General features: G+C 69.9%; 6 protein-coding genes and 1 pseudogene. All 7 read left to right on the plus strand.

The annotated features are described in order from the left end of the window. The first annotated feature begins 77 nt into the window (after positions 1-77). Complete coding sequence (locus ACF1DX_RS37455) at positions 78-7031, plus strand: hypothetical protein (RefSeq protein WP_391795614.1); 6954 nt, start codon at positions 78-80, stop codon at positions 7029-7031. Between the two features lie 174 nt (positions 7032-7205). Continuing rightward, positions 7206-7955 (plus strand): MBL fold metallo-hydrolase, encoded by a 750-nt coding sequence (locus ACF1DX_RS37460; protein ID WP_391795615.1) that lies wholly within the window; start codon positions 7206-7208, stop codon positions 7953-7955. A gap of 899 nt (positions 7956-8854) precedes the next feature. After that, entirely contained in the window at positions 8855-9358 is a 504-nt protein-coding gene (locus tag ACF1DX_RS37465) for a sigma-70 family RNA polymerase sigma factor (RefSeq protein ID WP_391795616.1), read from the plus strand. Between the two features lie 706 nt (positions 9359-10064). Next, positions 10065-12320, plus strand: a complete 2256-nt coding sequence (locus ACF1DX_RS37470) for a TOMM precursor leader peptide-binding protein (RefSeq protein WP_391795617.1) — start codon at positions 10065-10067, stop codon at positions 12318-12320. A 905-nt stretch (positions 12321-13225) separates the two neighbouring features. Next, the gene (locus tag ACF1DX_RS37475; RefSeq protein ID WP_391795618.1) at positions 13226-22381 is read left to right on the plus strand and encodes a hypothetical protein; all 9156 of its coding nucleotides are present in this window, start codon (positions 13226-13228) and stop codon (positions 22379-22381) included. Between the two features lie 428 nt (positions 22382-22809). After that, on the plus strand, positions 22810-23967 hold the full coding sequence (locus ACF1DX_RS37480; RefSeq protein WP_391795619.1) for a DUF6461 domain-containing protein: 1158 nt from the start codon (positions 22810-22812) through the stop codon (positions 23965-23967). A 1012-nt stretch (positions 23968-24979) separates the two neighbouring features. After that, positions 24980-25220: pseudogene (locus ACF1DX_RS37485) on the plus strand (alpha/beta hydrolase); the annotation flags it as partial.

Consider the following 25220-nt stretch of genomic DNA (forward strand, 5'->3'; position numbering starts at 1 on the left):
AGGCGTCGGGCGGCCAGTTCGCGGGCGGCCGTGCCGGGCAGGCGCCGCCGGTCCGGGAGGGGGGCGATGTCACTCCCGTGTCCCGGGCGTCGGACACGTTCCTCAACTCGCCGCCGCAGAGCGCGCGTGAGGGAACGCATGCCCCCGCTGTGTCCCGGGATGTCGCGACGGGGGACAGCCGTGGGGTGGCCATGGGCCGTTCAGGGGTGAACGAGGCGCCGCCGGTCTCCACGCCGACGCCGCGGCCGGAAGGCGTGGGGGAGGCCGTCGCGTCGAGCACAGGGACCTCACGTGGTGCCCTGCCCCACGGCGGGACCAGCGTCGGCGGCTCGGTCGCGCATCCCTCCGGCCCGGCCCCGCACAACAGCCCTCAGACTGTGGCGGAACGCGGTGGCGTGGCGGACGGCGGCACCGGCAGGCCCGCATCCACGCGTGGGCCCGACCACGTGCGCGAGGCAAGCGTGGACACGGGCACCGTGAACCGGGGCGGCGGCAGGCCGGAAAACCGGACACGTCCTCATGACTCCGGCGACGGAACCCCGGTGTCGGACGGCCCGGTCGGGCGCTCGCAGACGTCCGCGGAACCGGAGACCTCCGGAGTCCGGGGGCAGGCGGACCGGCTCGTGGAGTTCTCCGCGGACCACCAGCCGCCCAACAGGCAGCACGACATCGGGTCCGTCACGGCCCACACCGGCTCCCGGCCGGCCGACGGGGCGGTTCGCGCTCAGGAATCCTCCGACGGGCCGGTGCACAGCGGCGGCCGCCAGACGGCCGACGACGCGCACATGCCGGTTTCCCGGGACGGCGACGCGAGCGACACCTCGAGCCTCCACACGCAGGACTCCTCCGGCCTCGGCTCCGACGGCTCCACGAAAGCAGTGGAGGAGTGGACCGATTTCACCCAGGCTCAGGCCAGGCGCGACGAACTGGTCGTCGATGCGGAGGCCCGGCTCGAAGCACTCGGTCCGAAGCTCGACGACGCGTGGCGAAAGGGCTTCGAGAGGTATGTGGCGGGCGACGAACTCGGGGTCGTCGACCTGAAGTTCGGCGGCCGCGAGGTGAGTCACGCCAAGTGGACCTGGCGCAAGGACATCACCCAGGCGTTCCGGAACGAAGTGGAAACGAAGGGTTTCGTCTCCGCGGAGGCATTCGACAGCATCGTCCAGGGAGCGGAAAGGAACGCACACAAATACCTTGAGCGTTCCCGTCAGGTCGAAATCCTGGCCTCGAACTTCAAGGCGGAAGTGTCGGAATTTCGGTCCGGTGGCGCGGAGCTCGAGTACAGGCGTGCTCTCCCGGATTTCGATTCGATACCGCGGGACTACGTCTACGACTCCAAGCTCGATACCTTCGTACGGGACGACTCCAAGCTGTACGGAATTCCGGCTGCCGAGGAAGAAGGGCCGGTAAAGATTCCGGGAGGGCCGGGCGAAGACGGTATCGAAGTGTTTTTCACGTCCGAGGGGCGAGCCGAAGGCCCAGTGGACTACTTCCGGGACAAAACACTCGATTTCAATCCTCTGGAGACGTTCTTCATCCAGAAGGTGGAGAAGCTCAACGACATCTTCAGCGGTTATCTCAACGACCAGAATGCGACCGCACTGCCTCCGGACACGCGTCGTCAGCTGGACGGGCTCAGGAACGGCCTGTACGACGATCTCGAGGCGATCACGGTCCGAGAGCTCCGCATCGAGGCGATGACGAAGGAGAGGTTCGACGACATCATCGCGTGGCAGTCGGCCGGCAACGGCGGACGCGACGCACTCGGTGCGGAATTCGTGACGCGCATACGCGGGGAATTTCAGCGCGACCTGCGGGCCGCCCACGACCGGATATTCGGGAAGAACCCCGCCAAGGACGCTCATGAGCAGTGGGACCTGGCGACGGATCGCGCCATCGAGGACCTTCCCGGACGTATCACGCGGGAGCGTTTCATCCAGTCGAAACTGTCCGAGGAGACCGCCTACGCGGAGAGCCGTCTGACGCGTCCGGGCGAGGACGAGCTCGCCGGCCTCGGCGGGACGGGACGGGAGCGTGTCCTGGGGGAATACCTCGACACGGTGCGCGAACACGCGCGCAACCACTACACCACCTCGCTGGACGAGGGCCGTACCGCTTCGGCGGACATCGAGGCCGGGTGGGCCGGACAGCAGAGCGATGTGCGCGCGGCGCTTCCGCGCACCGTCCGGCACGAGGTGGAACTGCAGAACGTGGTCGCCGACGCGGCACACGACTTCCACGGGATCCTGCGCCATCCCGACAGCCCCGAGGCGTTCCGGCTCAACGAGGACACGATCAGCCGGCTGGGCAACGACTTCCGCACCGAACGGGTGCACAAGTACGACGAGTTGTTCGCCCCGGCAGGGCACAAGACGGAGACCTGGCTCGCGCACGAGTCCGCGTTCGAGGACGGATTCCAGTCCCGGCTCGGTGAACTGCGGGAAGACCACATCGAGTTCCCGACCAGGCGCGACCGCGCGGCCGGCTCCCCCACGGACGACGATCCCCTGCCCGTGGCCGGCGAGAGCCGTACGGTCCGGAACGAACCCGCCGACCTCGGTACGGCGACCGACGGGGACGTGCCGGCGCCACAGGCGCTGGAGGAGAACGGCGCTCCGAGATCGGCGTCCGCCGAGGGCAACGGCGAGCCGCGGCGGGACAGGACCTCCTCCGACGCCGAACTGCGGACGCCGAGCGAGGCACAGCAGCTGCAGGTCACGGCGAACGGTGACACCGCCACGTCCTCCGGCGCGCCCGGGTTCAGGAGGGAGCACACCGCGGCGGCCCGCTCCGAGGAGCAGAACTCCGTGGCGCTGCCGTCCCGTCGTGATCAGATGCGCTCCGAACCGAGGGCGACGGACGTGCCCAGCGCCGTGCGCGACTGGCTGAGGTCCCACTCCGAGTACTCCTTCAGCCCCGAGGAGATCGACCACGCTTATCAGGGGCTCCTGGAGCGTCACTCCTCCGGCTACACCGACCTGCCGCTCGACCTGCAGGCTGTCGAGCTCGGCCACGTCCTGCACGACGGCGCCTCCAGCACCGTGCGTGCCGTGAGCTCGATCGTGCTGCAGCACAGTGGTGTCTTTCCCGGGCACGACGAAGTCAGGCAGGCTCACCAGGAACTCCTCGCAGTGTTCGGAGACGACTTCCGGCGGCTTCCGGAGGAGCAGTGGAACGGCCTCGTGGCAGCGTACGTGCTAAGCCGGCACGAGCCCGTCCCCGACGCCGGGCAGCACCTGGACGACGACGTCCGGTCCGAATCCGGCGCGGCGACGCTGCGCGACCTGCCGGCAGAGGACGGACCGCAGACGCGGGCACCCCACGAGACCCCCGTCGAGACGCTCGCGGACACGGTGCAGCAGCGTCAGCTCGCCGACGACCGGTCGGGGCAGGACGAACCGGACCTCATGGGGCGGACAGAGGACGTCGAGGAGTCCGGCCACGGGGCTGTCGGCGCGGAGCGGTTCGGGGAGGACGCGAGCGGAGACTCCCTCCTGGGCCACGGGTCCCTCTTCGGCCGGAACGCCCAGGGCTTCATCGACGACGGCGCGGTCCACCTGGTCCACGGGGAGACCGTGGTGTCGGTGCCGCGGGATCTGGAGCGCACCGGTGGAGAGGGCGAGCGTGCGGCGGCCGGCGAGGAGGTGTTCCAGGTCCTTCTCGAGAGGGCCGAGAGAGCCTTCCAGAAGGCCGGTGAGAAAGCCCTGCTGGACTACCACGCGGCGGCTCAGGGCCTGATGGACGGACGCCACCGGGCGCTGCCCATGAACATTTCCGGCCCGAGGACGGAGGACGAGGAGCTCCTCGAGAACATCAGATCGGTCGTCGCCTACCAGTTGTACCTGGACAGGAACAGCGAAGGAGAGGCGGCCGAGCGGAACGCGGTGCTTGTCTCGGAGTGGTTGCGCCGGGTGTTCGACACGGCGGCCACCGACGGACTCGTCGTGAAGGGCGGCTCGGCTGCCTTCACCGATGTGGCCGAGGACATCGCACTCCCGGAATCCGTGACGGAGGGAACGGCCGTCGCGGGGCAGAGCCGCACGTCCTGGGACCGTCACGATTCCGAAGCGTCGCCGTTCGGGCATGCGGAATTCCACGACGACATGGTTTCCGCGGGCGGCGCCGGCAGCCTGGACAGGCCCTTCCGTGAGGAGGGGATACTTCGATCCGTTTTCGAGGAGGACGAGGAGGACGTCCTCACGCCCACTGCGGCTGGATTCCTGGATCATGACGCCTCTTATGAAGGAATAGAGAGCGCCATGGACGGAATGATGCACTTCATCGCGCTGCTGAAGCCGCTCCAGGATCACATTCAGCGTGTGGCGGGCCAGGAAACCGCCGACATCGAACTGGCTGTGGTCGCCAGCCCGGGCGATGCCCGGACGAGGACCCCTGGGCACGCTGCGGTGGCCGTCTGGCTGCCGGGCCACCGGGCCCCTTTGACTTTGGGCTTCTACCCTCCCGGCATGGCTGCCGGGCAGAATCTGATCAACACCCGGAAAGACTATGTGCTTGATCGGCAGGTCCGGGTCCTCAGCGTTCACCGCGTCACCGCGCAGCAGCTGCTGGAATCGTACAAGTGGGCGATGCAGCGTGCTGAGAAGATTCCCGACCCCCGGCGGTTCGAAGGTGTCGAATTTGTCGCCGGATTCGTCCGCGCGGCGGTCCAGAATTCGGCGTTGACTGGAAGTGTCACGACTCCGCGTCAGCTCGTCGAGGCGCTCCAGGGGTCGTGGGACTGGGCCGACAAACTCTCCTTCAGTGACGAGCTGAATGAAACGCATCGAAATGAGTACCGGCTGGCTGTCCAGCATTTGAAGCAGGAGTCCATCAATCCTGATTCAACCTCTCCGTACAGTGTCGCTGATGCGCAGATATGGGCAGAGCACCGTGTGGCTTTCGACCACCAGCGCCCTTTGGTTCAGAACGAACCCACAGAAGAGCAGCAGTACCGCTTTGACATGCTGAACAAGTTCGGTTCGATGCTTGCATCGACGTTCCTGAAGCATGGCGAGGCAGCGGCTGTGAAACAGTCCCAGAGCCTGGGCATAACCTATGGGTCGTTGCGCTCTCTGCCCTTCGGGACACTGCTGGAACTGCAGGAAATGACGCAGTTCATCGAGATGGTCCGGCCGCTGCGCGAGCATCTGGAGTCGGCGTTCGAGGATCCCCGTGAAAATATCGAAGTGGGTATCATCGCGAATCCGGGAGGCCGGTCCTGGGCGGAGTCCCGGGATGTGGGGCATGCGGCAGTCACCGTCTGGCTGCCCGGAACCGAGAAACCCCTGACGATCGGCTTCTATCCGACGGAAGGAATGTGGAACGAGCAGGGCGCGATCAGAGATGACGCCGGGTATGCCCTGGACCCGAGGGTCCGTGTTCTGGGTACCTACTCCATTTCAGCGGCCCAGCTGTTCGACGGGTACCGGTATGCCATGGAGAACGCGGAGAACAAGTACAACATCCTGAAGTACAACTGCGTTGTGTTCGCTGAGCGCTTTGTGTCCGCGGCGATCGGGCACTCGCCGGCGTCCCTGTGGATCGCCTCGCCCCATCGCCTCGTCAAGGCGATGGTGGAGCAGGGGACGTGGACATGGGCTGACGGAAAGGGCGAGCAGGCCGGCCTCACCTCCGAGGACATGGCGCGCTATATGTCGGCCAACAGCAGGCTCACGGACGGAAGGAAGGTGCCCGCGGAGGAATACGGGCGCGCCATGAACTGGGCGATGTACCGGGTGGCGTTCGACCACCAGCGTCCGTTGATGACAGGCAAGGGGTTCACTCCGGATCAACTCGAGCAGATACGGCTTCTCGAGCAGTTCGCCACCATGGTGGCCGACGTCCTGCACCGCGAGGGCGACGACGCCGCGGCCAAGCTCTCCCGGGATCTGGGCAGGCGGTACGGAACCCTCCGGGTCACTCCTGTGGAGACTCCGACCACGGCGACCGGCGTGACGGAGACCGGCGCGGTGGCGACCGAGGTGACGGAGACCGGCGCGATGGCGATCACACCCGCCGGTCTTGCCGTCGCCCCGCCCACCGCCCTGGAGATGCGCAGCCTCCTGGCGGAGATCGACCGCATGCTGGACGAACTGGTCAGCGCGAAGGTGACGGGAGCGCTTTCCCCCGACAGCGGCTGGCAGACCGTTTTCAGTGCGGGAGACGAGTTCATCAATGACGTGACGAATTCCTCGGAAACCACCCCGCGGCATGCATCGGCCGTGTCCCGTGATTCTGTCCACACCGAGGACGAAATCCTCTACTCGGTCAATCTGCTTCTGAACGAACTGGACCAGCCGATCGTTGGGCAGGAAGAGTTCAAGAAGGCGCTAGACCGTGTGGTGAGCCAGCACGGGACACTCATTGACGACATGAGCCAGCGAGTTCTGGCGGAGAACGTCGCGGCCTCTGTCCTGGGTGTTCCGCCGGGCCGGCTCGAGGCGGGGGAGTCGCGTACCTTCCGGGACCGGGTCGAGCTCTCCGGCGGCCGTCTGGGACAGGACGACGGGCTGATCGGGGTGCGGGACGGCGCCGGGGCCGTCGCGTCGCGGGATGCAGCCGCGAATTCCGGCGGAGTGAACGAGATGGAGCGGCGCACCCAGTTGCCGCCCTCGCGGACGCCGGACGGGTCCCGCAGCAGGATCCGTATTCGAAACCGGATCGCCCTCGGCCAGCGCGAGTGGCAAGGGTCGGTGGCCGACGAGGTGAAATACCTGCAGACGAAGCTTCTGGAGCACGAGGCCGGATCCCGGGCGCTTGTCATGGGCGAGAAGGAAGACGATGTAGTGTATACATGGGCGATCAACGTCCTCGGAAAGAGTGTCACGTGGACGCCCTACACCCCGGACTCCTCATGGGAGAAGGTGGCATCCCTCGATCTGGATTCGAGCGCCAACCTGATCAATCCCCCGAAAGAACTACTGGCCCTGAGTGACGAAGCGAAAAACTTCAACGCGGCCAATTTCTGCTCGGTTACGCCCGGTCAGGACATGGGGGGTTATGTGAGGGAAATCAGGCGGCGTGGTCTGTGACGTGGTGCGTTCGCGTACCGCGCGGCAGTATCCGTTTCGTGTCGTCCGGCCCATCCGGCAGGCGGACCGGACGGCCGGCCGACGTCCCTCCTTCCGTCGTCGCCGGCGAAATTTTCCTGATCGGACCAACGGGGCGCCCCGGGCGCCGTTTCTTCTTCGAGAGTGTGCGAAACAATGTGGGATGACATCCTTGTCCAGGTGGCCGACGGCGTACACCTCGTCCATGGCAGCAATACGAACTGGGTGGTACTCAGCGAGGGGGAATCCGCCACCCTTGTCGATTGTGGTTACCCGGGTGACCGGGATCTGCTCTTCGCGTCCCTGGACCGCCTCGGACACACTCCGAGGTCGGTCTCAGCCGTCCTCGTCACCCACGCGCACAACGATCACATCGGGAATGCCGAATATCTCAGCCGTACCTATGGCACGCCCGTTCACGCGCACGAGGCCGAGATACCCCACGCCCGTCGCGAGTTTCTTCACCAGGTCGGAGTGGGCCGTGTGCTGCGCAACATCTGGCGTCCGGGCGTCGCACCGTGGGCCGTACACAGCATCAGGGCGGGTGGCCTGAAGGACTCGCGCGTCACCGGGCCCGTCCCCTTCCCTCACCCGACGGAACCGCTGGACCTGCCCGGTCGTCCCGTGCCGCTTCATACGCCGGGCCATACCGGGGGACATTGCGCCTACGCCCTTCCCGGAGCGGGAATACTGGTGTCCGGGGACGCGCTGGTCAGCGGGCACCCCACCACACGAAGGCGCGGCCCCCAACTGCTGCCGGCCATGTTCGACCACGATCGGGAGCGTGCTCGAGCCTCCCTCGACATCATCGGCCGGTTCGAGGGTGACACTCTCCTGCCCGGTCACGGCCCCGTGCACCGCGGTCCGATCAAGGAGGCCGCCCGGCTAGCGCGTGACCGTGCCTGACGTACGTCGCCACGCCGCGACACGCGGCGTGGCGACGGTCGCGCTTCCCGGACGGGGTCGGCACCGTCGAGGGCCCTTCCGCGATCCGCGGCGGAACGGCGTCCTCGCGGCGGGCGGCCGCGGAGCGGGACGCCGTATCTGCGGCCGCGCGCCCGCAGGTGAACACCGGGCAGCGCTCAGCCCGGTGTGGGGTGCTCGGCGCGCGGCCTCTGCCACGAGTCCGCTCGTGTCGCGGGCGGCGGTCCCCGCACGTATGCGATGTGTGCTCCGCCCGGCCCCGTCGGCCGGCTGACGGGTGTGTCCCGAGCCGTCCTCTCCCGAACGGAAGGTGCCCCCGAAGTCCCCGACAGGCCAAGTCCATTCGCTGAAGACCTGGTAGCGCTCACGCCGGCCGAAGGCCGCTGTCGTCCTCCCGCACCGTCATCCCCCGCTGCCGTTCCCGCACTCCGGAGTGGCGACGTCGAATGAAGCGGCCGGCTTCCCGCCCCCGGGGTGGGAGGCCGGCCGCGGTCCGCGTCCATCGAACGTCAATCCTGCGCCAATCCGATGGCCCAACGGGGTTGAGCACAGTTGCCACCGAGGTCGATGAGGAGTTCCGAAGGCGCGAGGAGGAGGCCGTCGGGCCTCCTCGTGGGTCTCGCGCGTTGACGCCGGCAAGGGGGCAGGTCCGCTGTCGGGGCCCGGGCACCGAGACGGTCAGCCGGACGGGCGCCACCGGGGCCACCCGTTCGTCCGTCGCGTGGCTGAGGCCGTGGAGGCTTCCCCACCACTCGAGGGAATCTCCGAGCGGCCCCGGAACTATTCTTCAGCGGAAGGAAAAAGAGATGTCCTGGCCCGTTATAGGTTCCACGGGAGACGACGAGTCGGAGCGGTCCCTTCTTGCTGGATGCCAGGAGTCCTTGCCCACGCTCTTCACCTTCGTTTCGCGTCTTCTCGGGGGAGACGTGCACCATGCGGAGGACATCGTCCAGGAGACCCTGCTGCGGTGCTGGCTGAAATACGGCACCGCCGATCGCGACATGCTCAGGCCATGGCTTTTCACCGTGGCTCGCAATCTGGTGATGGACGCGCACCGCAGGAACAGGAACCGGCCGACCGAGATCGAGATCGACCAGAAGAGCCTTGCCGATCTGGCCGAGACCGGCTCGGACGACGTCGTCCTGACGTCGATGACCGTCAAGGTCGCTGTCCGGTCCCTGTCTCCGACACATCGAGAGGTGATCTACCGCACCTACTTCCTCCAGAAGACCGATGAAGAGGTCGCCCTGGACCTCGACATACCCAAGGGGACAGTGAAGTCGCGGCGCTTCTACGGGCTCCGTGCCCTGCGCCTTGTCCTGGAGGAGCACAATCTCGGTCCCTCCATGTCCCTGGCGTCCGAGGGTGTCGGAGCGAAGGTGTGACGTCCGGGGCCGGCCGCGAGGAGAGGGCCCGGGACCGGTGGCATCGGGATCCGCCGTAGGGCCGGTGCACCCACTGAGCGCGACGGCAGCCCACCGGCCCCGGCCGCGGTGGAGGGACGGAACGGTACTCGGCGGCCGGCATCGGCGAGGATTCCTGCCGCGGGGCAGGCCGGCCCCGGCCGGCTGACGTGGGTGACGCCCGTGCGACTCCCGGATCCGGCCGGGCCGCCGGACGGAATCCGGCCGTCCCCGTCGGTGACCGTCACGGTATTGACGGCGTTCCGCCCGCTCCGGCCGGAAATGAATGTGTTCCGTCCGACGTCGGACGGAGCGTTCGCGCCGTCCGCATCGCCCTTTCCCTCCGGGTTCGACCCGTCCGGCTCCACCGTCGGCGAGAAATCCGTTCCGGTTCACCGTCGGCGTGACCAAAACAGTTACTTTCCTCACCGCCGTCCATCGGTGTTCCTCGAGTACGGAAGGGCTATATTCGGCTTTGTCCTTTCCAGAGGAACGGAGGCATATCATGCAGAATGACATCGATGTCGAAGAGATCACCGAGGAAGACCTCGTGATCGAGGAGCTCGGCGGGCGTACCGAGCGCGCTTATTGCGTTATACCCCCCTGGTAAATCCGGCAGCCGGCAGGTGCGGGCTCGCGGCCTCCCCGCAAACCCGCACCTGAGGCCGGCAAAAGGAAGCTCGTTGTCATGGATGCTCACATTCTGCGGTTTCCCCGGCACGTGCACATGGCGGTCCACCCGGGAACAGGAGTCCGCCTCGTGTCCCGGGACCGCCACACCCTGCTGCGTGGCCTGATCAGCGAAAACATGGCTCCGCTGCTCCGCCGTGGTGCGACCCGTGCGGCTCTGCACAAGGCACTGGGCACCTCCTTCCCCGCAGCCGTGATCGACCGGGCCCTGGACCGGCTTCTGGCCGCGGGGCTGGTGGTGGAGCGCGCGACGGACCGCGAGGATCACGACAGTGGCCTGTGGGAGCTGGCGGGACTGGACCCGGAAGCGGTCGGCGACGCCATGCGAAGCCGAGCGGTCCGCCTCATGTCCGTCGGCGGGACCGGGCCCGACATGGCAGCCCTCACCCACGCCGCGCGGGAACAAGGGCTGCTCATAGGCGCTGGGGACGGAGAAGAGGTTCTCCGTATCGTGACGGCCGATGATTTCCTGGATCCGCGGCTCACGGTCCTCCATGCCGCTGCCGTCAAGGACTCCACCGCATGGATGGTCGCCCGGCTGACCGGGGCGTCAGCATGGATCTCCCCCGTCATGGAGGCCGACGGCGAAGGATGCTGGCACTGCCTGACGCAGCGACTGAGAAGTCACCGGGAGGCCGATCCCCAGTCGGCCGCGGGGGCCGTGGAACAGCATGCGGCGCGGGGAGGCGGCATCGGATCCGCCACGGCGACCGGCCTGGCCGCCCGGCTGACGGTCCTCCGGGCCGCCCAGTGGATCGCCGGACTGAGAGACCGGACACCCACGCTGCTCAGCTTCGACGCCCTGACGCTGGATACCGGCAGACACCACGTGACCCGCCGTCCGCAGTGCCCCACCTGCGGTGATCCGGCCATGATGGCGGCTCGGGCCCACCGGCCCGTGGAACTGCGCGACCGAGTCACCGCGCCGGACACCGACGGCGGATACCGGGCCAGCGGCCCCGATCACCTGCTGCGCGCCTACGGACACCTGGTGAGCCCGGTCACCGGGGTGGTCACAGAGCTGACCAGACTGGAGACGCGTTCCGACCTGCTGCACGTCTACCGTGCCGGGCACAACTTCGCGGTGAGCCGGCCACCGGGTTCCGCCCCCGTACGGCGGGTGCTGCGCACCGAGAGCGCCGGAAAAGGGATGTCCGACGTGCAGGCCCGGGCAAGCGCTCTCGGTGAAGCCGTCGAACGCTACTGCGGCGTCTGGCAAGGGGACGAGGCGTGTCTGACGGCTTCCACCCGCGCGCTGGGCGACGACGCCGTCCGCCTTGACACCCTGCAGCACTTCAGCGACAGGCAGTTCCGGCGACGAGAGGAATGGCGCCGGCAGGGAACCGGCTTCGGCTGGGTGCCCGACCCTCTCGACGACACACAGGAAGTGTCCTGGACACCGGTGTGGTCGCTGACCGGGAACCGGCTCAAGTACGTGCCCAGCGCCTACTTGTACTACCGCTTTCCCACTCCGCCCGGGCCCGTTCACGCCCTGGCCCACTCCAGCGGCAACGCGGCGGGGGCCAGTCTGGAGGACGCGGTTCTCCAGGGCTTTCTCGAACTGGTCGAGCGCGACAGCGTTGCCCTGTGGTGGTACAACCGCGTTCGCCGCCCGGCGGTCCGCCTCGACGACGCGAACCACCCTTACCTGAGGCGCTGGCAGGACACCTACACGGCGCAGGACCGGGACGTATGGGTCCTGGACCTGACGTCCGACTTGGGCATACCCGTCGTCGCCGCGGTGTCGCGCCGCACCGGAGGCGGGAGCGAGGACATCCTCTTCGGCTTCGGCGCGCACTTCGATCCGGCCCTGGCCGTCTCCCGGGCACTGACGGAAATGAACCAGTTCCTCGCCCAGCTGATCGAGTTCCGCTCCGGCCCCCACCAGGACCAGGAGGGCCCGGACACCCACTGGTGGCGCACCGCGACCCTGGAGAACCAGCCCTACCTCGCGCCGGACGGCTGGTCATCCCTCCTGACAGGACCGCACCGTCGGCCCGCCGGTACGTACGACCTGTCGGGCGACCTCCGGCGGGCCCGCCGCCTCGTCGAGGAGCGCGGGATGGAGATGCTGGTCCTGGACCAGACGCGCCCGGACATAGGACTGCCCGTCGTCAAGGTCATGGTGCCGGGGCTGCGAAGCTTCTGGCCGCAGTTCGCCCCGGGAAGGCTGTACGACGTCCCCGTCTCACTGGGGTGGTCGACAACGCCGACACCGGAAGCCGATCTCAATCCGGTCGCCATGTTCCTGTGACCGTGTCCGAGTGCGTGACCGTCGTGCCCCCTGCCCGCCGATGAGCCCACGGCGCCCTCCCGGATCCTCTGCACGGGGCCGGTGCAGAGCCCGGCGTCCGTGCTCCGGCCCGGGGCGCGGCAGGTGCTCACCGCGACCGGCACCGCGCGACGCCGACGGGCCGCCCGGGAGGCGCTGAGCGTTCCCGGCGTTTCCCTTCCGGGCGGCTTTCCGGCCTCGCGCGGTGAGGGCTGATGCGGAGTCCGCGGAAGATCCGCCGGGACCTCGGCCACACCCCGGCGCGTGCGACGGCGCACCGGGGCCCGGGCGATGGCGGCGCAGGGCCCGGGCGACGGCATTCCCGCCCGCGTCGACAATTCCGGACACCGTCGCTCGTCCCCCCGCCCGCCGATATGCGGATGGCCGCGCCACGCCCTCTGGTCAATGCGCGAACAAGCGCATAATGCGAGTTGAATTCCCGGTGAAATTTACCTGGATTTTCGGGCGATAAAAGCGGGTGTATATATTGACGTTGCCGCGCCTGGTGCCCGGCCTCCTTTCCCTGGGGCTGTTCACATGATGGGAATGCTATGGACAGCGTCGATTCCCCCGCCGGTACGGTGTGTTTCACTGTTCCGCGGGAAGTGGAGCGCGACGTCAAAAGGCTCGCTGATCCACTCCGTCGACTGGATGCGCTGACGGCCTACTTCCAGCGACTGCACGCGGAAAGGTCGCCGGCCGGAGCAGTTCGCAGGGCGGACGGCGGGGATGTCCTTCCCGGGCACGAAGAAGCACATGACGCGGTGGGGCCCGCACGAGGGGGACACGGCCCCGTCGAGGACCGGCGCCCGGCGGCCACCTTTCCGGAGAATTCCGGAGACGTCCCGGGGCCTTGGGGTGAAAGTTTCGCACGCGCCGAGAGGACGGTGGGCTCCCTCGAACCGAAGGAGCGGCAGGATCTGCTCGTGCGGGCGGCCGGCATCGTCGACGAGACCCATCAGCCGCCTGCCATCATCCGTGAGGCGGGTTCGGCGGAATACCGGTACGCGCAATTGCACGAGAAGATGGTCGGCCTGATCGCCGAACGCATCCACCTCGATGATTCCGGGATCGATCCGGACAGCCCCGACCACCCGGCCCGAAAACTGTCGCTACAGCTCCGTGATGTGTTCGGGACCGGAGCAGGACCCGGCCTGAGGGCCGGCACGCGCGGGCATGCCGTCCGGGACACCCGCGGTGACGCGGCCGCATCGGCATCCGCCTCGAAGGCGTCGCCCGACGGAAAAACATCCGGACCGGTCCCGATTCCGGAGGACCGCCCCCTCGCGGCCGTGCCCCCGCACCGGGACTCCGCGTTCCGTCCGGGGGTGGTCGAAGAGGACCTGGACGACCGCAGGCCGCCCCGGCTGGACCGCGGCCTGCCCGCGGCACCGACCACCCAGGGCCCGGTGCGGTTCACCGATTCCGCGCAGTTGCCCCCCTACATGAGCGGAGGAGTCGGTGCGCGGCTGACCGGCCTGCCGACGCAGGTGGTGAACCGCTCCTTCGCCCTGGGCCACGGCAGCCACACCCTGCGGGGCGTCTCCCTGGTCCTCGCGGAACTCGCCCTGAGGCTGGACGAATCGGCCGCGACGCGCCCGGCGGCCGAGGACGACGGGTTCGGCCTGCTGGACATGGTGAGGCAAGGGCTCGAATCCAGCCCGGGGAGCTTCTTCGCCGACGGCCGTGAGTTCCCGTACCGGACGGCGGACGGGAGGACGAGGGTCCTGGCCGTCACGGCGCGCCCCTACGGGCGGTGGGAACGCTTCGCGTTCGGGCACGAGAAGCCCGTCAAGATCGAGTCGATGCAGCGCTCCGCGGTCACCAGCGGCGGAATCCGGGTGAACAGCACATCCCTGGCCCTGGCTCCCACGGTTCCGCTGGGCCCCCTCAGGAATGCCTTCTCCGCCTGGGGCCGGGTGTTCGTCCAGGCTTCCGTCGGCAAGCAGGCGCGCTACTCCCTGCAGAACCAGGTGATGAACCAGACGGAGACCCGCAGCGCCGGCACCTCGCGGGCACACCTGGACGACGTCTGGTACGGGTTCTCGGTGACGGACACCTCACGTCGCCCCGTTGACCTGGGCGGGAGGCCCGCGCTGGCCGACGGGACGGCCCTGCGGCCGGTGGCCTTCGGTTTCGCCGTCCGTGACGGTCTGCTGGCGCGGCTCGCCGACAACCTCACCCTGCCCGTACCGCTCGAGGACTCCCTGCCCCGGCGCCTGACGCTCGGCCCCCGGTCCCGGGTGCGGATGGCGAACACCGAGGCCCATGGGCCCGTGGCGCACATCCGGGACTGGGTCCTGCGGCAGGCCCGGGTGAAGGAGGGCGACAGTGCCGCGGTGCGGATCCACGACTTCTTCTCCACCGAGAGCTTCCACCGGATGAGCCGCGTGCTGAAGCAGGGACGGGTGCTCACCCCGCTGCTGTTCCGCGGCCCCTCGGGGAGCGATCCGCTCGGTGTCTTCTCCGTGGTCGTCGAAGCCGAGGACGCGGTCCTCGTCAGCGAGAGCACCGCCATGGAACTGAGGGACACCGCACAGTCGACCGCCCACAACGAGCGGTACCTGGGCAGTTCCCTCGGCGTGGAGGCCGGTGCCACGGTGGGCCCCGGAGGGCATCTGTTCGGTGTCGAAGGCGGGGAACTGGATGTGCGTGTCCTGGCGGGGTTCAACGTCCGCGCCGGTGCCTCACGCGGTCGCGGCTCCGTCTTCGGCGGCACCGGAGGCGTCAAAACGGTCGGCCAGGCCAAGGACGTGGCGACGGGCCTGTACCTGGTGCGGCAGAAGGTCACCGTCACCGCGCCGCCCGACCACAGAGCGGCTCCGCCCGAGCCGCGCGGTGACGAGGGGCAGCGGGGGGTGCTGCGGAAGAACCCCCCGCACAAATGGAGTGCGCCACCCCGCAGTGAGACCTTCCGGACCTGGTCGCTGGAGCGGCTGACCGGTACCGAGGCCCGCCGTCTGGCCGGGGAGGACACCGCGGCCGCGCGAGGGACGGAACCCGCGGCTCCGCCGTGGCTGACAGCCGATGACCCACCGACGCTGGGCATGAGCCGGGTGGAGGAATTCACCTTCGCCGACGGCAGCCCCACTCGGGAGATCGACGGCCGCGCCGTCACGTTCGCGCAGCACTTCGCGGACTCCGTGCTGCGGCAGATCGGCAGGGCTCACCCCGGCCTGGTCGCCCCCCTTCACGAGCTCAACCCCGACGATCCCCGGTGGCGGGACAGAGGTCACTTCGAGACCGTGGTGAACAACACCCTGGAAGTGCTCAACAGCCTCTCGCACCAGAGCATGGCCTCCGCGCTGGAGACGATGACGACCACCGGCCTGCGGTTCGACCTCCTCGACTCCGGTCCCTTCTCACAGGGATACCGGCACGTATGGGTGGACGCGGCCTTGAGCGGGAGACGGTACGAGGGGACGCATCAGGACCTGCGGCTGCGCCACAGCGCCCCGGGCGGCGAGAACCTGACGGGCCGGCAGACCGGTGCGCGCGGAATACAGGGCGGCCTCGAAGCCGTGGTCTCCCTGCGCAGCACCGCGGTCGACGGCATCGGCCGTCCGCAGCACGCGGGCACGTGGTCCGTGGGCGCACGGGCGGGAAGCCGCAAGGAGTCCGAGACCGGCTACGGGCACACGGCCACGTACGAATCCACGTCGGCCGGTACCGGCGGGGCCCACCTGTACAGCTACGCACTCGTTCTGCGCGCCGAGACAGGCGGTTTCTGGCGGCCTCGCCGGTGGATGCGGGGTGTGCTGTCCCTGAACGTGCTGAGCACCGGGATGTTCGTCCACAGGGCGACGCCGGCCACACTCCTCGCGCCGGAACCGGACGGTACGGCGGACGAGGACGCGCCCGGAGTGGGAAGGGTCCTGCTCGGCGTGCCCGTCGAACACACGCCGGCGGCCCCGGCGGCCGCACCCCCGAACCCCCGGCCCATGCAGGTCATCGAGCCCTCCGAGGCCCGTGACCTGGTCCTGATGTCTCCGCGTTTTCTGCGGGACGTCACCCGCCGCACGCCGTCGGTCCTGACGGAGCATCCCTTCCAGACGGTCTCCGTCACCGCTGACGCACAGGTGCGGGCCGCGGTGGAACAGGTGCTCTCGGACGCCTCGGGCGGCTCGTGGACCCTGACGGTGCCGGGCGCGGTGGGTCACCGGGCGGTGACGAACCTCTTCGACAGCACGAGCCTGACGGCGAACTTCGACCAGAGCTCCGCCCCCAGGGGGTGGCGGATGCCCTCGGTGTGGACCCAGTCGCCCTATCTCGACCGGACCACGGCGCTGGCGCACCGGACCTCCCTCGGGGACGACCTGGTGGCCCGGACGAAGGCGGTGAGGATCGAGGGCGAAATCCTTCTCGGCGGCGTCACCCAGGTGACCAGCCGGCAGACCAGGACGTCCCATCTCTTCCTCGGCGGCCAGGCGGGCTATCTGGACTCCCACCAGGCGGGCGACGGCAGCACCGGCGTCTACACCGCCGTCGCCAGTCCGTACCGGCGGGATACGACCGAGGCGGTGTCGGTCTCCCGGTCCGCACTGACGGAGACCATCCGGAAGGACATGGGGCGTCATGTCCTGGTCTCGGCCTCCGTCACGCATGAGGTGGCGGCCGTCTCCAGCCGGATCGGCGAACGGGCCTCCGGCTGGTCACATGTACCGCGCTCCATGGCCGGTGCCGCGGGCCGGCGGATCGAGGTCGAACACGGCTGGGCCGGCCACCTTCCGGAGAAGAGCGCCCACCGGCTCGGGCTGCTGAGGGACGGCTTCGGGCCCGTGCCCCTGTACACCGGGCGTTCCTGGTCTCCCCTGCCGTGGCTTCGGGAACACCCGTTCGGCAGCTGGCCCGTCAACTCGCTCGACACGACCGCTGCACTGCGCGAGTTCGAGAAGCGACTGCTTCCCCTGGGGCTGCCGGCGGCGGACCGGGACCAGCTGCGACGGCTGGTGTCGGACCGGGTCGTGCGCACGATCGGCAAGGAGATGACCGGCTCGGGGGCCTCGATGCCGGGGCGTATCGGCCGCTGGGGCTCACAGACGGTACAGGCCTGGGTCGGCACCCGCCGGATGCGCATCCGCGGGGAACTGATCCCGGTCACCGAGGACGCCGGGCGATTCCGCGGCCTGGGCCACAGCGCGGAGTTGTGGGAGGGCCTTCACGCGGCGGAGAGTCGGGGGACGGCCAGAGCACGGGCTTCCGGGGCCATGCTCGGCATCGCGGTCTCCGAGGGAGCGCACGTCCACGCCGACCCGGTGAAGACCGCCGGGCCGACCTACGTCCATACGGGCTCCACGCTGCGCACGGTCGCGCAGTCCCGGAGCGAGGGCACGGTTCACGGTACGACCGTCATCACCACCCAGGCACACGGCGAGTACGCCACCCGGTACATGCTCCGTCTGACCCTGGACATCACCGACACCGGGCCGGCGGATCCGCCTCAGGGCCGGACCGACCGCCTTGCCGGGCAAGCCCGGCAGCTGGGGCGGGCGCTCGCCGGCCGGCGGCGGCTGACCGTGTCGGCCGAGGCCGACGCGGGACGGCTCGTCGAGCACTTCCCCCTGAGCCTGATGCGGCCGGACCCCCCGGCGGGGGACGCGACGGATCCGCGGGAGGACCCCCTCGCGCCGGCCGTGCCGCGGACGTACGGCGCGCCACGCCGCATCGACGTACCGCGGCTTCCACGGACCGGCGCCCGGCACCACGCCGCGGGCCGTGGCGCCGACGGGCAGGCCCGGCGGTTCGTCCTGCCCCCGGAGGGCTTCGCCGTCCGCCGGATCATCGGTCTGGATCAGCTCCACGCGGCCAACACGGCCGCGCTGGGCGCCTCCTACGACACGTCGTTGCCACTGCCCGTGGGCGGCGAGATCACCGAGGACACGCTCGCGCGGGCCAGGAACACCCCGCTGACCCGCTCCGGTACCGGCGCGGCCCAGAGCCTGGAGGACGGGACGTCGAGCGGGATGCTCACGGCGTTCTTCGACCGGGCACTCGCACCGGACGGCCACCAGGTGGCCGGTGTGCGCCACCGGGGCGTCTTCGACAGTGCCGACGCCACCCTCACGCTCCACTCCGAGCCGGACTTCTCCGGCGCGCAGCTCCTGACCGTGGCCGACGGGCTCCGGTTCGAGGCGTCCCGGCGGGACACGCGGAGCGGCGGCGCGCACGCCTCTTACGACGGGGTGTCGGAGCAGGTGCTCGCGGCCGGGCCGACCACGTCCACGGCGAGCACCGGAACGAACCAGATGGGCACCGGGGCCGGCGCCCAGGAGGCCGACTCCGCCGGGACGGACGTGTCGAGCGCCCGGCTCGGCGCGGTCAACGCCAAGCCTGACCAGGCCAGAACCTTCCTGTTCGCCATTCCCACGACATGGCTGAGCGTCGCCGAGGTCCGCCACCACGTGAAGGACAGCGGCGTGGGCAGGGTGTTCCGGAGCGTCTTCGGGAACCCGCGACGAGAGCCGCTGGTGGTGGAGACGAGGACGACCGTCCTCGCCTGGATACGCGAGGACGTCGCGCGCCGCCTGGGCCTCGTCGACGACATCGGATTCCCGCCGGCGGTGGCCAGGGCCTGGGACGAGGTGAGCCGGGCCGACAAGGCGTGGACCGCGGCCGACAAGGAGTACTGGGACCTGCGGCGGGGCCGGGGAGCCCAGCTGCAGGCCGATGTGGAGGCAGCCGAGTCCGCCCTGGCGGAGACGGAGGCCGGGGAGGGGACGCCGGACGTCGCGGCGGCCCGGGACGCCCTGCGCGTGCTCCGGGAGGAGCGGGACGCCGCCGGTCCCGCCGGCACCGCGTGGGACGAGGTGAGGGACCGGCAGATGGAGGAGCTGGAGGCCGTCCTGGCCAGGGCGGAGCGGGCTTCCTCGGCGCGCGCCGCCCTGGACGCCGCGCGGGCCGAACTGAACTCCCTCATCGCCGAGCTGCGGGTCCGGTCGGCCCGTGCGGAAGCGGCCGCGGAGGAGTACGCGCGGGTACGGGAGGGTGCCGACCGGCTCACCCGCTGGCACCAGCTGGCCGCCACCGAGGACGGACGACTGCTGCTGGGCGGCACGGCGGAACCGCCGGAGGTGACCTTCGGAGCGTCGCGGGTGCCGGGGAAGGAGGCCGCGCAGAAGCGGAGCGCGGAAGGCGGGGCCCCCGCGCCGGAGCCGAGGAGCGCCTCCGCGCGGCCGGCGCACGTCCGGCCGCCGTGGCAGCGGCCGGCCGAAGCAGGCCGGCCGTCCCGGTACTACGACGCCGGGGCGGACCACCGCACCCTGACGGAGTACGGTCCCACCGGGCGAAGCCGGGTCCTCGACCTCCACCGGACCGAGTCGGACGGCAACGGCTTCTACGCGGCCGTCATCCGGGCCAGGAACAACCGTGTCGTCGGCGCCTCGGACCAGCTGGCGTCGATGGTGTCCCGCAGCCCGCACCTTCCCGCCGGCACCCCGCTCGACCCGCACGCCGTCTTCCGGCCTGCGGAGCTGCGGCGCGTACTCGGTTCCCGCCGCGACTTCCCGCGGACGGACACCGCGGCCTTCTCCCGGGAGACCTCCGGAGGCGGAGGTCTGCTGCCGGAGCGGGTGCGCGTCCGCCTCACCACGGCGCAACGGCTCGACCTGGTCCGGCTGAACCTGAGAACGGCACGCCGGTGGAACGAGGAGACGGCGGATCTGGCCGCGGCCCTGACCGCGCGGCACCTTCGCGTCGACCTCACCGTGGTCCACGAGGACGGCTCCCACCGGTCGTATCCGTGGGCGGACCCGGACGCCCGCGGCCCGCGCGGGCAGGTGACCGTCTACCGGCAGAAGGACACCTATCTGGCGGCGGTCCCGCGGAGCACCTGGTCCGGCGCCCCCGTGGAGGTTGAGCCCGAGGAACCCGCGAGCCCGGCCGACCGGGAGCGCAGGAGGGAGATCCGGGAGGGCAAGCGGCCCGAACAGCCCACGAGGGCGACCGCCGCGGAAGCGGGCGAGGACGCGCCGGGCCCGGACACGGCCCTGACCCCCCCTCGTGCGGAGGCCGGCGAGCGGCCGCCGCACACCGTGTCGGGCGGGGAAGCGGACCACCGTGTTCCCCACGAGGTCCACGACACGGGGAGGGACAGGACGGGTTCACTGGACGAGCTGTACGGGCCCGTGGTGCCGCCGAAGACCGTGAAGACCGGCGAGAAGGACGACGGGACGCCGCCGCAAGTGCGGCTCAATCCGCTGTGGTACCGCCTGGAGGACTTCAAGCCCGCCCTCCTGGAGCGTGGCGGCGTCTGGCACTACGCGATCGACGAGGAGGGCCGGTTCTTCCTCGGCAGCGAGAACGTATGGGACATCGCGGGGGAGGAGGAACGGCAGCGGCTTTTCGAGTCGATGAGAAGGGTCCACCCCGATCTGACCGTCGAGGAGCTGAGCGGACGGCTCAACGATCAAGGGGTGCCCACGATCGCCGCCGGTTTCGACGGGACCGGAGCCACGGCCGTCGGCCCGGCCCGCGTCGGCGGTGAGCTGTTCACCGATCCGCTCACCGGCCGCTGGACGATCGACGCGTCCAGCCGCTACGTGGGCCCCCAGGTCCGTCCCGGGGTACCGCCGTCCACGGTCACGCAGTGGGTGCGCAACGCGGCCGCGGTGCTGAGCGAGGTCCTGGGAACCCCGCTCGCGGCCAAGGACGCCGAACAGCCGGTCATCGCTCACGGCGCGTTCGTGGCGGGTACGGGCACCGAGGAACTGGACCGCGCCTACGGTCCCCTGGCGGGCCCCAAGAAGGTCAAGGAGCGGGAACGCGACCAGCGGGACTCCCGGCAGGTCCGCCTCAACCCGCTGTGGTACCGGCTGGAGGACTTCAAGCCCGCGCTGCTGGAGCGCACTTCCGGTGTCTGGCACTACGTGGTGGACGAGGACGGCGAGATCAGCATAGGCAGCGACAAGGTCCTCGACGTCATGACGGAGGACGAACTGCACGAACTGTTCTCCCGCATGCGGGAGGCGGACGAGTCACTGACGCTGGAGCGGCTCACGGCGGCGTTGGACAACCAGGGGCACCCCACGGTCGCCGCAGGGTTCCGTGCCGACGGCACCACCGTCGTCCGTCCGGGCCGGATCAGTGGAGAGCTCGCCTACAACCAGGCGGCGGGCCGGTGGGAACTCACCGACAAGTCGGGCCGCTACATGAGCAACAAGATCCGGCCGAGCCTCCCCCCGGACCAAGCGGTGCGATGGCTGGCCAACACCGCCCGGCGAATCGGCGAGAGGGTGGGCACACCCGTCACCGCGGTCCTGTACAAGAACGCCCAGCCGGCCGCCGTCGCCCGCGAGGCCGACCGGACGACGCGGCCCACGACCCTGGAGACCGAGCCGACCGGTACGGGCACGCCCGATCTCCTGGACCCCGCGACCTTCCTGGAACTCACCAGCGAGGGAACCGCGCTGCGGTCGCTCTCACGGATAACGGAGCTCGACCGGTTGCTGAACGAGTACGGGCAAACGGACGCGCACGATGCCGTGCGGCGGGCCGAGGTGCTCGGCACGCTCGTCGACCGGGCGCGGGCCTACGCGGCGGGCACGAGGAACGAGTCCCGCCGGCAGACCGTGCGGCAACTGATCACCACAGCCGAGACCCTGCTCGGGCAGTACCGCGGCCGGCACCTGGAGCCTGAGGCGCCGACCGCTGTCCGGACGGCCACCGCGGCAAAGGACGCGCCCGCCGCTCCGGCCGGTGAGCACGCGCGGTACGCGCGCGCGAAACGCGCATGGGAGGGACCGGTGCCCGAGGAGGTGGCACGGCTGGAGCAACTCCTGCTGCGGGCGGGAGAGGGCGCCCGGTCGCTCGTCATGGGTGTGCTGCCCGACGACCAGCTGTGGGCCGTCAATTACGAAGGCACCGTCCGCTGGTTCACGCACAGCGCGTTCAGCCCGGTGCGGGCACCGCGGTCCGCACCGGGCAGGGTGATGTCGATCGACCTCGACCCGCAGTCGAGGCTGATCGACCCGGCGCGGGAATCCGGCGGGGGCGGGCCGGGTTTCTGCGGGCTCACCTATGGCAGCGACCTGTCCGGCGTCGTATAGGACGTGGTCCCGGCCGGCGTGGTCCTGCGCAGGCGCGGGCGATGCCCACGGCAGCCTTCCGAACGGACCGGTCGGAGCTCCCGGCCCACTGTGGCAGAGTGAGGAGCGGTGGCGGCGGTGCCTGCCCCACAACGCGAAAAGCTGTGCCACGAGCGGGAGTTGCCATGGGAATCGGGGAAAAGGCCACACTGCGTGCCGGAGATTCCCTGTCCTTGCAGTCCCTGGTCTCACCCGGCGGCGCATATGCTCTGGAACACCGCCGGGACGGGACGATCGCGCTGCGGGACAACCGTGGAATGCGTGACGTCTGGCGGATGGGCGAGCCGATGCCCGCGGCGGGAAGGCTGACCCTTCTTCAGGAGGGCTTTCTGACGCTGCAGGGACCTCAGGGGGCTCGGGTGTGGTCGTCGGGAGAAGCCGACCGGCGGGTGACCGCCGCGCAGGTCCGGGACGACGGACGTCTGGTCCTGGTGGACCCCGACGGCAACGTACGGTGGAGCCATGATCCCCTCGACGCGGACGTCCTGGCCGGCTACCGGCCGGCGAGCGGTGACCGGCTGCGGCGGGGCGAGATCCTCGCGGATTCGATCGTGTCCGCGGACGGGCAGTACACGCTGACTCACACACCGGCGGGCCGGACCCTGCTGCATACGCCGTCCGACACGGAGGACGGGAGCCGGCACGTGTGGGTGCGAAAGGCAGGACAGCCCGGTGCGGTGATCACCCTCGGAGAGGACGGTGTACTGCGTGCGGGCACCGACTCCACGGTTCTCCAGAGATGGACGGGCCGCTTTCTGCTGGACCCGATGTCGTTCACGATTTCCGCGGTGGTCGTCCGCGACGTGGGCGACATCGTGCTCCTGGACGAGGAGGGCAACGAGCTCTTCGACAGCCGGACCGCTGAGGAAGAGGCGCGGCTCGCCAAGCTCCGACGGCGGTACGCACGCCGGGAAGCGGGGGAGAAGGCCAAGCCGGTGCGCCCGGCCGGCAGCGGTGTGGCAAGGGACTGGTTCGACCTGCTGGATCTGTCCGGACCCAGCACGATCACATGGGTGGAACGCGTCGATGCGCGGGAGGCGCTGCTACGGCTGGGCGCCCAGCCCGCCACCGTACGGCCGATGACGTACGACGACCTTGTCTCGGCGGCTTCTTCCGGCGATGACGACGATCCGGTCAGGTGTGCGCTGGCAGTGTCCGTCGACGACTGGGTCATGCTGATCGAGCCGTGCGGGGTCGAGGGCATGGAGCGTGCGCGGGACCTCTCCGAACGGACCCAGGCCGTCGTCCACCACGCGGGGTTCGACGGTGAATGCCTTCTCGCCTGGTACCGGAACGGCGAACCGGTCGCTGTGTACCGCGACGACGAGACGGAGCTGCTGGAACGAGGCGCGCCCGCCCTCGAGGGCACGGATCCGGAGGCGATGACGCCCTTCATGCGGAAGATGGGGCTGGGCGTGTACCGCCGCGGGGACGACGGCGACTTCCTTCCGCCTCCCGTCGAGGTCGCCTGCCTGATCGCCGGCGTGGCTCCTGGAACCGGACACTTCCTGGGCACGCACCTGGGTGCCGTGTTCGGTACCTGGTAACGGATCTCCGCGGAGCGCGTGGCACAGTCTCGTCCGCATGGCGATCCGGACGATCCGTCCGTCGGCGGGGAGCCGATGCGGAGGGCTCGGACGTCGTTCGCGGGACGTACTCACGGTGCCGGCGGTCTCGCGCCGGATCGACCGCGGCGCCCCGGCCGTGGCCTCACCCCTCTTTTTCCGCGCGGATGCCGGGAGGCATCCACACAGGCCCGGGGCATCGGCCGGGTGCGGCTCGGGAGCCCGTGACGGCCCGGTCGAACGGGTGGGCCGGCCGGTCCGGGGTGAGAGACGAAGGGCCTCTTGATCACCGCGGTCGTCGAATCCAGTGAGGAGCGGGTGGTCCTGCGGCCGAAGTGCCATGGAGTCGTGTTCGCCGCATCCGCTCCGGCCACTCCTGGGTACGGCTGCCTCACCCGTCGGATCGGGAACGCGGCCGACCGGCCGGAGCGTCGGCCCGGCCGAGTCGTTCGGGTCGTCCGGACGACGGCTCCTCGCTGGTGCACGGAGTAAGCCAAGGACAGGGCATGGGCCACCCTCCACCGCCTGGTCCTCGACGGATCCGGCTCCCACGTCGATCCGGACCGGGCGGGTGCGCGCTCGGCCGTGTGGGGCCTCCACGGAGCCGAGGGGCACGGACCGGAGCCGACCCCGCGGTGGCCGCTGGCTCGCGATGGGTGAAGGCGGACGCCACCGTCCCCGCACATCGCACGATGACGCCGCACCGGCGGACACCCGGCCCATATTCCCTTCGCACGGCCTCTCGCGTGATCGAGACCGTGAGCCCGGCACGGGGCACTCGCCGCCGGAGCGGGCGCGGTGACGGATCCTTGACACCGCCGTCATGAAGCATGCAATATATTGCACATCGTGCTGCTGGTGGCCGTACCGGCGACCCGCTCGGCACGGCCACCACGACGCACCACGGCATCGAGCCGGCATGGCCCGGACGCACGGTGGTCCGGCTCGCCGGACCACCCCGCGAACCACACCTCGCCCCAGAAGGAGACCCACCATGAACAGCACTGCACGACGCCGCTCCCTCTCCAGGCGCACCGTCATCGCCACCGGCGTCGCAGGTGCCGTCGCAGCGGCCGCCTTCCTCGCCACCCACCCCGCCGCCGCCACCGGCACGGCCCACCACCCCCGTCCGGCTGCCGGGAAGCCGACGGTCGTCCTGGTGCACGGCGCGTTCGCGGACTCCTCGAGCTGGAACGGCGTGATCAAGAACCTCCAGCGCGAGGGCTATCCGGTCA

Source organism: Streptomyces sp. NPDC014676 (genome assembly GCF_043084105.1).
GTDB lineage: Bacteria > Actinomycetota > Actinomycetes > Streptomycetales > Streptomycetaceae > Streptomyces.